Source organism: Sinimarinibacterium arenosum (assembly GCF_005047655.1).
Lineage (GTDB): Bacteria > Pseudomonadota > Gammaproteobacteria > Nevskiales > Nevskiaceae > Solimonas.
On sequence record NZ_SUKF01000003.1, the window covers coordinates 434,015 to 449,199 of the forward strand.

Here is a 15,185-nt window from a genome sequence, read left to right on the forward strand (position 1 = left end):
CATGTCCGGCAACACTTACGGCAAGCTATTCTGCGTCACCAGTTTCGGCGAATCGCACGGCGCGGCGATCGGCTGCGTTGTCGATGGCTGCCCGCCGGGTCTGGACCTGTGCGAGGCCGACATTCAGGGGGATCTTGACCGTCGCAAGCCCGGCACCTCCAAATATGTCACCCAGCGCAAGGAACCGGATCAGGTTGAAATCCTGTCAGGTGTATTCGAGGGCAAGACCACCGGCACGCCGATCGCGCTGCTGATCCGTAACACCGACCAGCGCTCGTACGACTACGAGAAGATCAAGCAGGTGTTCAGGCCGAATCACGCCGATTACGCGTATGTGCAGAAGTACGGCATCCGCGACCATCGTGGCGGCGGCCGTTCCAGCGCCCGGGAAACTGCGGTGCGTGTTGCTGCCGGCGCGATCGCCAAGAAGTTTTTGCAGCAGCGCGTCGGTATCGAGATTCGTGGCTGTCTGGAACAGATGGGGCCGATCAGCGTGGATCGCGTCGACTGGTCCGCGGTCAACAGCAATCCGTTTTTCTGCCCTGATCCCACTCGCGTGCCGGAGCTAGAGGCGCTGATCGATCAGTTGCGCAGCGACGGCGACTCCATTGGCGCACGTCTGTATGTCGAGGCGCGCAATGTGCCGCCGGGCCTCGGTGAACCCGTGTTCGATCGCCTTGACGCCGATATTGCGGCGGCGCTGATGTCGATCAACGCGGTCAAGGGTGTCGAGATCGGCGACGGCATGGCGGTTGCCGCAATGAAAGGTACCGAGCACCGCGACGAGCTGAGCCCGCAGGGATTCCTGGCGAACCATTCGGGGGGGGTTGCCGGCGGCATCAGCACCGGTCAGACCGTGGTCGCACGCTACGCGATCAAGCCGACGTCGAGCATCACCACACCGGGGCAGAGCATCGATGAGACCGGTGCGGCGACGCCAATGCGCACCACGGGTCGCCACGATCCCTGCGTGGGCCTGCGTGCAACGCCGATCGGTGAGGCGATGCTGGCGCTGGTGCTGATGGATCACTATCTGCGCCAGCGCGCACAGAATGCCGACGTCGTCGTCGACACGCCGCGTATTCCGGGCGGGACCGACTGACATGCGCTTGCTCTCTGTAGGCGCGACGCGCCTGCAGACGCGTCTGGCCGGGTTCTATTTCTTCTACTACGCCACGGTTGGCGCGTTCCTGCCGTACTGGGCGCCCTATCTCGCTGCGCGAGGATTTTCCGCCGAGCAGATGGGCATCGCCTTTGCGCTGATGGGAGTGATGCGGTCGATCGTGCCGATCGCCTGGGGCACTTGGTCCGACCGCAGCGGCCACCGCATCGTGCTGATTCGTGGTGCAGCTCTGGCGGCGCTGGCGATGTTTCTGGCGATTCCGTTCGTCGACGGCGTGCTGCGCATTGGGCTGCTGATGGTCGGGTACACCGTGTTCTGGCACGCACTGCTGCCGCAGTTCGAAGTCGTGGCGCTGAACCATCTGCGGGTCAAGGGCGGGGACTACAGCCGCGTGCGCTTGTGGGGTTCCGTCGGCTTTGTGATCGCGGTACTGGGGCTGGGTTTTGCCCTGGATCTCACTGGCATCCTGTGGCTGCCGTGGCTGGTCGGCATTTTCTGGCTGGGCATGGCGGCATCAGCGTGGAGCGTGCCGGAACCGCCGTCCACGCTGACGCCCGGCGCGGTCCGCAACTCGATCTGGAGCACGCTGCGTCAGCCGCAAGTGCTGGTGTTTTTGGGTATTTGTTTCGCGTCGCAGCTGAGTTTCGCGCCGTACTACAACTTTTTCACGCTGTTTCTTGAACGCCATGCGTACAGTCGCAGCGCCGCCGGCCTGCTGTGGTCGCTGGGTGTCGTTGCCGAAATCGGCTTGTTCATGGTGGCCGGTCGCCTGATCGGGCAGTTCGGCGCACGGCGGTTGCTGGTCATTGTGCTTTTCTGCACGGCTATCCGCTGGGGTGTTACCGCTGCGGCGGTCGACAGCTGGGTCCTACTGCTGTTCGCGCAGCTGTCGCACGCGATCACCTTCGGCGCCTATCACGCGATTGCAGTGCACTACGTGCAGCAGTTGTTTCCGGCCGATCTGCAGGGCCGTGGGCAGGCGGTGTACAACGCCGTCGCGTACGGAGTGGGCGGCTCGGTCGGCAGTCTGCTTGCAGGCTATGCATGGGAAGGCATATCGCCGGAATCAGTGTTCTATGGCGCGGCACTGGTGGCCCTGGCCGGCTGGCTACTGGCGTGGCGCCACCTGCGCTGAACATCGGGTGCCAAGTCGTCAGAGCGCGTCTCAGCTCACAGTGTCGTAGGAGAGCAGCAGGTCGGCAATCTCTGCGCGGCTGCCGTCACTGCGGGTATAGCTGCCGCTTTGTGCGACGCTGTCGCCGTTCTCGAACGTGCTGGCGGTATTCGCGTAATCCAGTCCGATCGAATCGACGCCGGCACTGGCGAGATCCTGCAGTTGCTGTGTGCCGTCGCTGTTCCAGCTCAGCAGGCGCAGGCGCGAGTAGACCGCGTCGCTGTTGTTGATAACGCCATCGCCGTTATCGTCATAGCGACGCAGCGCCTCGAAGCCATTGGCATCGCCATTCTGGTCGCCGAACAGTTCACGTCCATCGTCGATCTGACCGTTGCCGTTGCGGTCCAGTGCCAGCAGAGCATCGCCGCCGGTGGCAACGCTGGCGCGGTCCTGTATGCCGTCGGCATTCAGATCGAAGCTCACACCGTTGGCGACGCCGGTCGTTTCCAGGCCGTTGCCGTTCAGGTCCAGCATCATCGGATCGGATTTCTGCGGTGCCGGCTTTGGCGTCTGCCGCAGGACCAGATGCTCGTAGGTGAGGTCGGCCTCGACGATCTGAACGCCGTTATCGCTGACCTGGACGTCGCGGATATGAACCTGGACCCCGAGATACTCCATTTCGGTGGTCTGCTGCGTGCGCCCCGGCGTTGACGGCGTCAGGGCCGGGGCGGTGTCGGTCACGGCGGCATCCGGTGCGGAGCTGGTTTGGGAATCGGCAGAGGCTGCAGTTTCGCTCGATACGGGAGTGTCGCCGGAATCACTTGAATGCAGCACGCAGCGGTCGAGAATCTGCCACGCGACCGATGAGTTACGTTGGTCGCGGATTTCGCGGCTCAGGTGATCCGTTTCGGGCGCGGATGCGGAGCTTTCGCCGGACGGGTTGCGCGAACCTGAAGCTGCGCGGTCAGGGCGCAAGGGAGCGTGGCTGCCGGAAAATGCGGAGATATACATGACGACTCTCCTTTTACGCCTCAGCTGGAAAATTGGGGGAAGTCGGTGCGTCGTCGGGCCGCACGTCCGCTGGGTGCCGTCGAACCGGCGCTACGTCGCGTGCGCAGACGCGTGAGCAGTAGGCGATCGCGCAAACGAACCCAGAACGTCTCGCGCCGCACCCGCAATTCGATGCAGCCTCGCGGGCTCAACTGATACCAGCGTTCGCCGTCAATTTCGCAGCGGTCAATCAGATCCTGCGCATAAAGTCGTTCCAGCAGCCGATGCATGTCGTCGCTGCGCAGGCCGACCTGGGCCCATTCGTCGAGCAGATCGGATTCGGCCATCGGCAGCCGCGTGTCGATGCGATCGCCCAGCATCTGCGCAAACGCGTTCAACAGCGTGCTGCTCGTGATTTTCATGGCGGCCTCCGGGATACCTGGGGATGTATCGGCCGGAGGCGGAAAATCTTGAGTAGCACCCAAGGGCGTGAAATTCCTCGGGAACTACAGGTCGATCTGCTCCACGGGCGGTAGCGAGATCGAGCCTTGTTCATGCCAATGGCGGTGGTTGAAGACCTGGCCGTCATTGCGCACCCGCATCACGGCGTCCAGATCGATATCGGCATGAATCCAGCCCGGTTCATCGCGTCGCCCTTCGACCACAACTCCATTGTCAGGAAAGCCGTAGTCGGGTGGGCCGAATACTGCCGCGCGTCCGGTATTGATATCGATCGCAGGTGACCAGGGGGCCAGGCCAACCAGGGGGGACTGTGCGACGTAGCACTGGTTTTCCAGTGCGCGTGCCTGGCAGCCGACACGCACGCGGTGATAGCCGGCTTGCGTGTCGGTACAGCTGGGAACGACCAGCAGCTCGGCGCCGGCTTCGCATTGCGCGCGTGCCAGCAGCGGAAATTCGCTGTCGTAGCAGAGATTGATCGCGATCATGCCGAGCGCGGTGCGGAATACTTTGAGGCCGCTGTCCGCTGAAGCCGAAATGTCCCAGCTTTCGCGCTCGAAGCGCGTCACGATCTGCTTGTCCTGGAATCCGACGCCGCCGTCCGGGGCGCACAACCAGGCGCGGTTGACGGTGCATGATTCGGACAGCGTCCAGGGCAGGCTGCCGGCGACGATGTAAACCCCCAGTTCAGTCGCCAGCCGCCGGTGCAGCGCAAGATAGTCGTGCCTCAAACCCTGTAGTGCCTGGACCTGGCGCCCCAGATCGGCGCGCGTGTCCGCATCGAACAGTGCAGCAAGGCTCATCGCTGCGTACTCTGGATACACCAGCAGTTGCGCACCGTCGTCGGTCGCCATTTGGCACCAGTGTCGCAGCTGTGCCTCAACCTCGTTCCACGTGCGCGGTTCGGAAACCGGGTACTGCGAGACGGCCAGTTTGATAGTCATCGGACCCTCGCGTTTGTCATGACTGCATCAGGCTTCGAGTGAACGCATCCAGAACGTCATGGGTTTTTCAGTGGATTCGGATTGCCCGATATCCGGCCACGACAGCGTCGTGCGCAGATGCGGCGCCCTGCGGTAGCCACGATGCTGCCAGAAGCTGTCGTTGGGAATGTAGCCAATGGGTTTGCGCGGATCGTCCACGTCACGCTCAACGGCACAGAACGCGCAGACCGACAAACCGTGCTGGCGCGCGTGCGCCTCGCGCAATTCGAAAAATTTCACGCCCAGGCCCCGACCGCGGTATGCGGGCAACAGCACCGATTCGCCGAAGTAATCGATGCTCCCCAGCGCAACGCCGGCGTCGAGGAATGGCTGCTGCATGTCCACCGGAGCATCGGTTAGTGGCAATACGGTGGATGCGCCAACACAGCGATCGCCGTCCCAGACCAGAATCGCCAGACTTCGCGGGCAGCTGACATACATTTGCAGATAGCGGCTTTCGTAGGCGAGGCTGCCTTCATACAGATACGGCCAGTCGCGAAACACGACGATCCGCAGCTGTGCCAGCGCGTCGAGCTGCGTGGCGATCTGGCCACCGCAAAGCGATTCGATGCGCAGGCTCACGCGCCGACCTGATGCAGCCAGTTCTGCAGGTTGTAGTAGTTGGTTACGCGCGAGACCTTGCCGTCACGGATATCGAAAAAGGCGCCGCCCGGCAGCCGGTAGGTCTGGCCGCGGGCGGGCGGCAGCCCTTCATCGGTGTTCAGGTAGGTGCCCAGCACGGTGTACTCGGCGGCCGCGCGCGTCCCGTCGGCGTTGCACAGAATCTGGATATCGACGATCTGTTCGCGGTAACAGGCATTCATTTGATCAATGAACCGCCGGAAAGCGGGCTTGCCGCTCTCGCGGCCGCCCTGGTTGATGTCGTGGCTGACGTCGTCGGTCAGCAGCGCGAAGAAGTCTTCCCAGTGCCCGGCATTGAAAGCGGCGTAGTAACGGTCGATGAGCTGTACGGTCGTGAGCATTGCGGCGTCCAAAGAGCAGGAAATCGGCAGGGTATGCAGGCGGGAGGATGTCGCGTCAGTTTACGAAACACCTGGTTGATGCGGCCAGCACGCATCAAGCCGGCACTGAAAGTTGCTCGATCAGCGCGCTGGCAGCACCGGACAGGGTGCGACGCTGATGCCAGACCAGACCCAGCTCGCGATACAGATTCAGCCCGCGAACCGACAGCCGACACAAACTGTCGTCGACCATCGAGTCCGGCAACACGCTCCAGCCCAGTCCGATGCCGGCGAGCATCTTCAGTGTTTCGAGATAGTTGGTCGCCAGGCGTACCCGTGGTGCCACACCTTGACGCTGCAATTCGGCAGTGACGATGCGGTGGGTGTAGGTGGCCGCATCCGGCAGGACCGCGGGGTGCTCCGCCAGATCGCGCAGTCGCAGATTGTTGCGACCGGCGAGCGGATGTTGAGGTGCGACCACTACGCTCATCGGGTCGGGCCAGATCAGCCGCTGCTCCAGCTGCGGCAACGGCTGCGTGGGCAGGGTGACGATGCCGAGTTCCAGCTTGCCGTTCAGTACAGATTCGCAGGCCACCTCGGAATCCATGAAATGGATGTCCAGATCGACGTTGGGAAACTGCATCGTATAGCTACGCAGCACCGGAGGCAGACGATGCAGGCCGATATGATGGCTGGTGCCAATGGACAGGCGTCCGCCAACGTCCTCATTCAGGCTCGACAAGGCGCGGCGCGCGTCCTCGATGTCCTGCAGCGCCTTCTTTGCATACGGCAGCAGTGTGCGTCCGGCATCGGTCAGGCTGACTCTTCGACCCACCCGGTCGAAGAGTGGGTGGCCAATCTGCTGTTCCAGTGCGGTGATGCGCTTGCTGACGGCCGGCTGCGACAAGTGCAGCTCCTCGGCGGCCTGAGTGAATGACGCACCTTCCGCGACCTCGACGAATGCCACCAGCAGCTGTGTGTCCATGGGCGTCTATTCGGATTCCATTATGGAATGCAGTATATAAGAACGATTCATTGGAGTTATTGAAAAATCAGGCTTACTCTGTGCGCCGTTCTCACTGCACGACACGCCGACTGCCATGGCCAAGACGCTCTACGACAAGATCTGGGATGCCCACACCGTCATCGATCAAGGCGATGGTTCGGCTTTGATCTACATCGATCGCCACCTGGTTCATGAAGTCACCAGCCCACAGGCGTTCGACGGTCTGCGCCTGAACGGCCGCAAGCCGTGGCGGCTCGCTGCGAATCTGGCGGTACCGGATCACAACGTGCCGACAGTGAACCGCCGCTTGGGCATCAGCGATCCGATCTCGCGTGCGCAGCTCGATGCCCTGGACGCCAACTGCCGCGACTTCGGCATTACCAAATTTGACCTGATGGATGTCCGTCAGGGCATCGTGCATGTCATCGGCCCGGAACAGGGCGCGACGCTGCCGGGCATGACTGTGGTCTGCGGTGATTCGCACACCTCGACCCATGGCGCGTTTGGCGCGCTGGCCTTCGGAATCGGCACCTCCGAAGTCGAGCATGCCCTGGCGACCCAGACCCTGGTCCTGAAGAAAGCCAAGACCATGCAGATTCGGGTCAATGGCCATGTCGGACCGGGTGTGACGGCCAAGGACATCACTCTGGCGATCATCGGCGAGATCGGAACTGCCGGTGGCACCGGCTATGTCATCGAATACGCCGGCGAAGCGATCGAGGACCTGTCGATGGAAGGCCGCATGACCCTGTGCAACATGGCGATCGAAGGCGGCGCGCGTGCGGGCCTGGTTGCCGTGGACGACAAGACCATCGATTACGTCAAAGGCCGGCCGTTCGCGCCCAAGCCGGAGCAATGGGAAGCCGCAGTCGCCGAGTGGAAAACACTGCACAGCGATCCCGAGGCGCGGTTCGACCGCGTCGTCGAGATCCATGCCGCATCCATTGAGCCGCAGGTCACCTGGGGCACCTCGCCGGAGATGGTCGGCCCGGTCTCGGCGCGGGTGCCTGATCCGGCGCAGATCGAAGACCCTGTGAAGCGCAATGGCATGCAAAAGGCGCTGGCCTACATGGGTTTGACGGCGAACACGCCGATCACGCAGATCGCAATCGACAAAGTCTTCATCGGGTCATGCACCAATTCCCGGATCGAGGACCTGCGCGCTGCCGCAGCGGTGGTCCGAGGCAAGCGCAAGGCAGACAGCGTCAAGCTGGCGATGGTCGTTCCCGGCTCCGGTCTGGTGAAGCAACAGGCCGAGGCTGAGGGTCTGGATAAGGTCTTTCTGGATGCCGGCTTCGAGTGGCGCGAGCCAGGCTGCTCGATGTGTCTGGCAATGAACGCCGACCGCCTGGAGCCGGGCGAGCGCTGTGCCTCGACCTCGAATCGCAATTTCGAAGGTCGCCAGGGGCAGGGAGGGCGGACGCATCTGGTGTCGCCGGCGATGGCTGCCGCCGCCGGAATCGCGGGTCACTTCACCGATATCAGGAGCTGGACGTGAAGCCGCTGGTTGAAGGACAGACGCCGCATCTGTCGCTGTGCGTTGCAGATGTTGATGCGTCGCTGGAGGAATTCAGCCGGCAGCTGGGTTGTGCGCCCTGCTTTTTTGTCAGCGGAGAGTTCGCGCTGTGGCAGACACAGGACTTCAATGTGTCGATTCGCCGCGGTGGGCTTTCGACCTCGGCTGTCGATCAGGCTTGGGCGCGGTTCACCACACAACCGCAAATGCATGACAGCCTGGGTCTGCGGCCCGGGCATCGCAAGGAGATTCACTGATGCGCGCCTTTACCGTATTGACCTCCAAGGTCATGCCGCTGGACCGGCCCAACGTTGATACCGACGCGATCATTCCGAAGCAGTATCTGAAATCGATCCGCCGTACCGGCTTCGGCCCGTTTCTTTTCGATGACTGGCGCTATCTCGATCCCGGCACGTTGGAGGTTGATCCGGCGACGCGGCGGCCCAATCCGGACTTCGTACTGAACGATCCGAAGCATGCTGGAGCGCAGATTCTGATTGCGCGCGAAAACTTCGGCTGCGGCTCCTCGCGTGAGCACGCGGTCTGGGCCTTGGACGACTACGGCTTTCGTGCGGTGATCGCCCCGAGCTTCGCAGACATCTTCTTCTCCAACTGTTTCAAGAATGGCTTGTTGCCGGTGGTTCTGAAGGCAGACGAAGTGCAGGCGATTTTCGAAGGGGTCGCTTCTGATCCGGGCAAGCAGTTCACGATTGACCTGCCGGCGCAGGAACTGCGCTTGCCCTGCGGCAAGGCATTCAAGTTCGAGATCAACCCGCATCACAAGCACAACATGGTCAACGGTCTGGATGAGATTGGGCTGACGCTGCAGCAGGCGGACGTGATTCGTGCCTATGAGGCACGTCGAGCGCAGCAGGCACCCTGGCTGTTCAACTGACCCCCACTGAATTTGCATCGGCGAACATCATGAGCAAAAACATTCTGATTCTGCCCGGCGACGGCATTGGGCCGGAAATCGTGGCCGAAGCGGTCAAGGTGTTGCAGGTTCTGAAGGATCAGGGCGAAGACATAGCCTGGAGCTTCGGACATCTGGGCGGAGCGGCTTACGATGCCGAGGGTCATCCGTATCCCGAATCGACGCAGAAGGCAGCACGTGCCGCCGACGCGATCCTGATGGGTTCGGTCGGCGGTCCAAAATACGACGCATTGCCGCGCGAGCTGCGTCCCGAGCGCGGCATTCTTGGCATTCGCAAGGACCTGGGCCTGTTTGCGAATCTGCGCCCGGCGCTGGCCTATGAGGAGCTGGCTGCCGCATCGTCATTCAAGCCGGAAGTGATCGCCGGACTCGATCTGCTGATCCTGCGCGAGCTGACGGGCGACATCTACTTTGGGCAGCCTCGCGGACGTCGCGAGACCGCCGACGGGCACGCCGAGGGATACGACACGATGCATTACAGCGTGCCGGAGATCGAGCGTATTGCGCGCGTCGGATTCGAAGCGGCCCGCAAGCGTGGCAAGCGCCTGTGCTCGGTGGACAAGGAAAATGTGCTGGAGACGTCGCGGCTGTGGCGCGAAGTGGTGACGCGGGTAGCCACCGAATATCCGGATGTCGAGTTGAGTCACATGTATGTCGACAACGCAGCGATGCAGCTGGTCAAGAACCCGAAGCAGTTCGATGTGATGGTGACCGGCAATCTGTTCGGCGACATTCTGTCCGATGAGGCTTCAATGCTGGCCGGTTCGATCGGGATGCTGCCGTCTGCGTCGTTGGACGTGAACAATAAAGGCCTCTACGAACCGATTCACGGCAGTGCACCGGACATCATGAGACAGAACAAGGCCAATCCGCTGGCGACGATCCTGTCGGTCGGCATGATGTTCAAGTACAGCTTCGATCGCGGCGACGTCGCCGATCGCATTGATGCCGCGGTGCGCGCGGTGCTGCGCGCCGGCAAGCGTACCGGTGATATCGCCATGCCGGGCGAAACGGTGATCGGCACGCGCGAGATGGGTGACGCAGTTGTGGCTGCATTGCTGCGCTGAGCTTTCAGGAATTCAAGACATGAAAAAAGTAGGACTGGTGGGTTGGCGTGGCATGGTCGGCTCGGTGCTGATGCAGCGCATGCAGGCTGAGGGCGATTTTGCGTTGATCGCACCGTATTTCTTCAGCACGTCCAATGCTGGTGGCGCCGGTCCGCAGATCGACGGTCGCGCAACGCCGGCATTGCAGGATGCCAACAGCGTCGAAGCACTGGCACAGATGGATGTGATCATCAGCTGCCAGGGCGGCGATTACACCAACGCAATCTTTCCGCAGCTGCGTAAATTCGGCTGGTCGGGTTACTGGATCGACGCGGCCAGTGCGCTGCGCATGCAGGACGACGCGGTCATCATTCTGGATCCGGTGAATCGCAAGGTCATCGATGAGGCGCTTGCGCGCGGGGTCAGGAATTTCGTCGGCGGCAACTGCACCGTCAGCCTGATGCTGATGGCCGTTGGCGCCCTGTACGAGGCCGATCTGGTCGAGTGGATGTCCGCAATGACCTATCAGGCCGCCAGCGGCGCAGGCGCGCAGAACATGCGTGAGCTGATTGCGCAGATGGGTGTGATCGAGCGAAGCGTGGCCGATACGTTGGCCGATCCCGCCAGTGCCATTCTCGAAATCGACCGCAAGGTCGCGGAATGCCAGCGCAGCGCCGAGTTCCCGGTGACCAACTTCGGCGTGCCACTGGCGGGCTCGCTGATTCCCTACATCGACAAACAGCTCGATGGCGGTCAGAGCAAAGAGGAGTGGAAAGGACAGGCCGAGACCAACAAGATTCTCGGCCGCAGTGATCAGCCGATACCGATCGACGGCATCTGTGTCCGTATCGGCGCAATGCGGTGCCACTCGCAGGCGCTGACGATCAAGCTCAAGCGCGATGTGCCGCTGGCCGAGATCGAAGCCATGATCGCTGCGCACAATCCGTGGGCGCATGTCGTTCCGAACACGCGCGAGGCTTCGATGCGTGATCTGACACCCGTGGCCGTGACCGGAACCTTGAACGTTGCCGTCGGTCGGCTGCGCAAGCTCAACATGGGGCCGGAGTATCTCGGAGCGTTCACGGTGGGTGACCAGTTGCTGTGGGGTGCGGCCGAACCGTTGCGGCGCATGCTAAGAATCCTGCTCGGAGAGTAAACTGCTCGCCCATTGAAGCAGGCGGCAGGCATGACTCAGCGGTTCGACGTAGCGGTGATCGGTGCGGACAGCGCGATTGGTGCGGCGATTCTCGATCTGATTTCGGAACGAAAGTTTCCTGCGGGTGAGATTGCTGCGCTGGTGCTGGATCCGCGAGAAGACGCCGGGGTGTCATTTGCTGGCGCCGAACTCGATCTCGAAGACGCCCAGCTATTCGACTTCGGCCAGGTGCAGCTGGCATTTCTTGCCAGCACGGACGAGCGGCTGATGGGCGTGGCCGAGCGTGCGGCGGATCAGGGCTGTGTTGTGGTCGACGCCTGTGGCGCGCCCTGGGCTGATCCTGCCATTCCGGTGGTCGTCGCGGACTTCAATGATCAGTCGCTGGACCGCTTCAACGATCGTGGCATCGTCGCCGGGCCGGATCCGCTGCTGGTTCCGCTGGTGCTGACACTGGCGCCGCTGCATGCAATGGCCGGACTGCGTGGCGTCAGTGTCACTGCAATGTTGCCGGTTTCTGACACGGGCCGTACCGGGCTCGAAGATCTGGCGCGGCAGACGACCGCGCTGCTCAACGCACGCTTCTACGAAAGCACGGCGTTTCCGCAACAGATCGCATTCAATCTGCTGGGGCAGGTGGGCGATGCGGACGCCGCGGGCCAGACCGTGCGCGAACGCCGCGTTGCGGAGCAGCTGCGTGACCTGCTGACGCCCGCAAGCGAGCTGAATGCCGATTTCAGTCTGGTGCAGGCACCGGTGTTCTACGGCTATGCCATCAATGTCGAGGCCAGCTTTGATCGCGCGATAGACTTGGCGCAGGCTGCCGAAGTGTTGCGCGAAGCGCCGGGTATTGAGCTGATCACTTCGGCTGAAGCCGCTGAATGTCCGTCGCCGGTCACGAAAGCGACGGGGGTGGACGCAGTCAGTGTCGCCCGTCTGCGGCTACGCACCGTCCAGCCGAACACCGTATGCTTCTGGGCAACCACCGATAATATTCGTCGTGCATCGGCGCTGAACGCACTGATGAGCGCGGAACGCTTGGTGCGAAACTACCTATAATTGTCCGCGCAGAAAAGTTCCGGTATAAAAGGGGCTTATACGCGCAAATTAACCTGCCGTCTGAACTGCCGTCGGGGGATGAAGCGGTTCTAGTCGGGGTTGCTGGAGAGGTTATGAGGCATTTGCTCCCATCTGCGGCTGCGCTGTTTTTAGCGTTCTGGACCCTTTCGGCCGCGGCCCTGGGGCTGGGCGAGATGTCCGTCGAATCCGGACTGAATCAGCGATTCGTTGCACGCATTCCATTGAGTCTCACTGCGGCGGACGATCCAAGCGCGGTTCGCATTGCGCTGGCTTCGAATGCGGAGTTCGAGCGCGCCGGCCTCGAACGTTCGGCCTTTTTGTCGGATCTGCGTTTTGAAGTCGTCGCCGACGGCGCCGCGCCTCACGTCCGGGTCACCAGCGATCAGATTGCGCGCGAGCCGATCGTGATGTTGCTGGTCGAGGCGCGCGATACCAGCAGCCGGGTGCTGCGTGAATACACTGTCTTTCTCGATCCGCCGTACTTCGGACCCGGCACCCCGGCCGAAGTGGGGACGCCGGTTCCGGTTGCAGCAACGCCACTGGCGACGCCGCCACCGACCCCGGTGCCCGCGCCGGCGAGCGTTAAGGCACCCGCTGCCACGGCGGTTCCTCAGGTGGCCGTTCCGGCTACAACGACGCCAGCTCCGGCGACACAGCAGACATCACCGCAGTTCTATGAAACGGTGGAAGAGTCGGCTCAGCCGTCGGCGTCCGTTCCGGCGCCTGTGCCGACGCGGGCCGCGTCAGTGGTGCCTGATTCAGCGCCAAGCCGTTCAGAGTTCGGCCCGGTTGCCGCAGGGCAAACGCTGTGGAGCATTGCGGGAGCTGTCTTGCCAGACAGCTCGGTCACGATGGATCAAATGCTGCTGGCGCTGTATCGCAGCAACCCGGATGCGTTTGACGGTGGCATCAATGGACTGCAGAAGGGCGCTGTCCTGCGTGTACCGTCGCGGGACGAAATCACAGCGGTCAGCCCTGATGCGGCGCGCCTCGAAGTGCGGCGCCTGCGGGGGCTGGAGCGTCCTGCTCCGACCCGGAGCCCAAAGCCGACGCCAGCGCCGAGTGTGATGCCCACGGCGCTTCCGACGCCGGAGCCGACGCTTGACGAGGCGTCCAAGCCGACGACTTCCGGGCCAATCAGCTTGCCGGCCAAGCCAGCCGCGACCCCGGCACCACAACCGACTTCGGCAGCTGAACTGTCTCCGGACCTGCCCATCGTGGAGCCGTCTGACGCAGTGTCTGCGCAGATCCCGGCAGAAACAGAAACGTCACAGGCTGCCGCTTCCGTAGAGGGTGAAAGCGCCGCCCCGAACGAAGCGCCTGCCACGGCCGAACCGTCAGCAACGCCCGCTCCTGCCGTTGCCGTTGAACAGGATGAAATTGTCAGCGGCCCGCTTCCCAAGCGCGAAGCCGGGTTGCTGGAGACCCTGCTGATTCCGCTGATCCTGGGTCTGCTGGTCCTAGGCGGAATCGGCTATCTGATCTCGCGGATTCTGGCGCGGCGCAAGGCCGGAGCCGATTCCGCAGCGGCCGCACCTGGCAGCATTCCCAAACCGCCGTCGACGCCGCGGCCGGTTGCGCCAGTCGCTGATGCAGCACCAGAACCGAAAGCGGAACCCGAACCGCCTCCGGCGTCGACGCAGCAGTTCGAGTTGCCGCAAACCCGGATACCCGGAGCTGCCGCCGGCTTGGCGATGGATGCGACCCAGGCGTTCAATGTGCCGCCCCCGGCGGAGCCTGAGCCAGTCGACTTCGATCTGACCGGACAGTTTGAGTCGCAGACGATGCAGATCGATCTGGACACCAACGATCCGGTGTCCGAGGCGGATTTCCATCTGGCCTACGGTCTCTACGACGAAGCGGCTTTATTGCTGAAGCAGGCTGCCGAACGCGAGCCCGGGCGCAGTGAAATTCGCACCAAACTCGCCGAAACCTATTTCGCCGCAGGCAAACCGGCCGAATTTCTTGCCGCTGCGGAGGATGCACATCCGCTGGTATCCGCTGCGGACTGGCAGAAGATATCCATCATGGGACAGCAGCTGTGTCCTGATGTCGAGCTCTTCCACGAAGGCTCGGCAGTCGCTGATGTCGGCGGCGCTACCGACTTCGATCTCGGGGCGCTGGACGAGGCTCCGGCTGAAGCTGTGGAGCCGGTCGCCGAGTCGCCGAGCGACTTGGCCGAGACTAGGACTGATTCAAGCAGCCTGGATTTCAAGCTGGATGATTTCAATCTCCCGGCAGTTGAGCCCGCCGCGAGCGAAACCACGGCATCCGCACATGACAATGCGCTGGAGTTCGACCTCTCGCAGTTCGATCTGTCGCAGCCGGGTGAAGCGGAGAGTGCTGCGGTTGCCGATACAGCGCGGGGCGGCGGTGCGGCCGACAATGCGGTTGATTTCGAGCTCGACCTGTCGTCGTTCGACACCGCTGCGGAAAACGCTCCATCTGAGCCTGCACTTGAAACAGCTGCTGAAGCCGAATTGCCGACGCTGGATATTCAAGCCGACGCGCCCAAGCCGACCGGTGCCTTGAACGAAATCGACTTCAGTCTTGGCGATATCGAAGTCTCAGAGCCCGCTCCCAGCAACAACGTGCCTGAAATTCGCCTCGACGATATCGATCTGGGCGAAATGCCCACGGAATCTGCCGCTGCCGGAGACGAGGTGGGGACCAAGCTCGATCTGGCACGAGCCTATGTCGATATGGGTGACAGCGAGATGGCGCGGTCGCTGCTGGATGAGGTTGTTGCGCAGGGCAGTGATCAGCAGAAGCAGGACGCGCAGAACCTGCTGTCGCGGCTCGGCTGACTCCCCAGGCGG

At 62.6% G+C, this 15,185-nt stretch carries 15 protein-coding genes; 9 read left to right on the plus strand and 6 right to left on the minus strand.

Annotated elements, in window-relative coordinates; genetic code table 11:
* Position 1 precedes the first annotated feature (1 nt).
* Positions 2-1,102, plus strand: a complete 1,101-nt coding sequence (aroC, locus tag E4T66_RS08370) for a chorismate synthase (RefSeq protein WP_136848552.1) — start codon at positions 2-4, stop codon at positions 1,100-1,102.
* Position 1,103: 1 nt separating this feature from the next.
* Positions 1,104-2,258: an MFS transporter gene (locus tag E4T66_RS08375; RefSeq protein WP_169577543.1), complete on the plus strand. Its 1,155-nt coding sequence runs from the start codon at positions 1,104-1,106 to the stop codon at positions 2,256-2,258.
* A gap of 30 nt (positions 2,259-2,288) precedes the next feature.
* Here E4T66_RS08375 and E4T66_RS08380 read toward each other — a convergent pair whose 3' ends face one another.
* The 6 genes from E4T66_RS08380 to E4T66_RS08405 all read right to left on the minus strand — a co-directional run bounded on the left by E4T66_RS08380 (position 2,289) and on the right by E4T66_RS08405 (position 6,616).
* The gene (locus E4T66_RS08380) at positions 2,289-3,248 is read right to left on the minus strand and encodes a hypothetical protein (protein ID WP_136848554.1); all 960 of its coding nucleotides are present in this window, start codon (positions 3,246-3,248) and stop codon (positions 2,289-2,291) included.
* A 20-nt stretch (positions 3,249-3,268) separates the two neighbouring features.
* On the minus strand, positions 3,269-3,649 hold the full coding sequence (locus tag E4T66_RS08385) for a hypothetical protein (protein ID WP_136848555.1): 381 nt from the start codon (positions 3,647-3,649) through the stop codon (positions 3,269-3,271).
* Positions 3,650-3,733: 84 nt separating this feature from the next.
* Positions 3,734-4,630, minus strand: a complete 897-nt coding sequence (locus E4T66_RS08390; protein WP_169577544.1) for a carbon-nitrogen hydrolase family protein — start codon at positions 4,628-4,630, stop codon at positions 3,734-3,736.
* Between the two features lie 27 nt (positions 4,631-4,657).
* Positions 4,658-5,251: a GNAT family N-acetyltransferase gene (locus E4T66_RS08395; RefSeq protein WP_136848556.1), complete on the minus strand. Its 594-nt coding sequence runs from the start codon at positions 5,249-5,251 to the stop codon at positions 4,658-4,660.
* Entirely contained in the window at positions 5,248-5,652 is a 405-nt protein-coding gene (locus E4T66_RS08400) for a ketosteroid isomerase-related protein (RefSeq protein WP_136848698.1), read from the minus strand. The genes E4T66_RS08395 and E4T66_RS08400 overlap by 4 nt, the downstream gene beginning before the upstream one ends.
* Before the next feature lie 94 nt (positions 5,653-5,746).
* Positions 5,747-6,616: a LysR family transcriptional regulator gene (locus tag E4T66_RS08405; protein ID WP_136848557.1), complete on the minus strand. Its 870-nt coding sequence runs from the start codon at positions 6,614-6,616 to the stop codon at positions 5,747-5,749.
* 115 nt (positions 6,617-6,731) lie between these two features.
* On the opposite strand from E4T66_RS08405, the gene leuC reads away from it, so the two are divergent.
* From leuC to E4T66_RS08440, 7 genes are all read left to right on the plus strand, one after another.
* Positions 6,732-8,135, plus strand: coding sequence for a 3-isopropylmalate dehydratase large subunit (leuC, locus tag E4T66_RS08410; protein WP_136848558.1), 1,404 nt, complete (start codon positions 6,732-6,734; stop codon positions 8,133-8,135).
* The gene (locus tag E4T66_RS08415) at positions 8,132-8,410 is read left to right on the plus strand and encodes a hypothetical protein (RefSeq protein WP_136848559.1); all 279 of its coding nucleotides are present in this window, start codon (positions 8,132-8,134) and stop codon (positions 8,408-8,410) included. The genes leuC and E4T66_RS08415 overlap by 4 nt, the downstream gene beginning before the upstream one ends.
* On the plus strand, positions 8,410-9,048 hold the full coding sequence (gene leuD / locus E4T66_RS08420) for a 3-isopropylmalate dehydratase small subunit (RefSeq protein ID WP_136848560.1): 639 nt from the start codon (positions 8,410-8,412) through the stop codon (positions 9,046-9,048). Before E4T66_RS08415 ends, leuD begins: the two co-directional genes overlap by 1 nt.
* Positions 9,049-9,077: 29 nt before the next feature.
* Positions 9,078-10,154, plus strand: a complete 1,077-nt coding sequence (gene leuB / locus E4T66_RS08425; RefSeq protein WP_136848561.1) for a 3-isopropylmalate dehydrogenase — start codon at positions 9,078-9,080, stop codon at positions 10,152-10,154.
* Positions 10,155-10,173: 19 nt separating this feature from the next.
* Positions 10,174-11,289 (plus strand): aspartate-semialdehyde dehydrogenase, encoded by a 1,116-nt coding sequence (asd, locus tag E4T66_RS08430; RefSeq protein ID WP_136848562.1) that lies wholly within the window; start codon positions 10,174-10,176, stop codon positions 11,287-11,289.
* Positions 11,290-11,319: 30 nt separating this feature from the next.
* Entirely contained in the window at positions 11,320-12,345 is a 1,026-nt protein-coding gene (locus E4T66_RS08435) for an Asd/ArgC dimerization domain-containing protein (protein WP_136848563.1), read from the plus strand.
* A 113-nt stretch (positions 12,346-12,458) separates the two neighbouring features.
* The gene (locus E4T66_RS08440; protein ID WP_136848564.1) at positions 12,459-15,173 is read left to right on the plus strand and encodes a FimV/HubP family polar landmark protein; all 2,715 of its coding nucleotides are present in this window, start codon (positions 12,459-12,461) and stop codon (positions 15,171-15,173) included.
* Positions 15,174-15,185 lie beyond the last annotated feature (12 nt).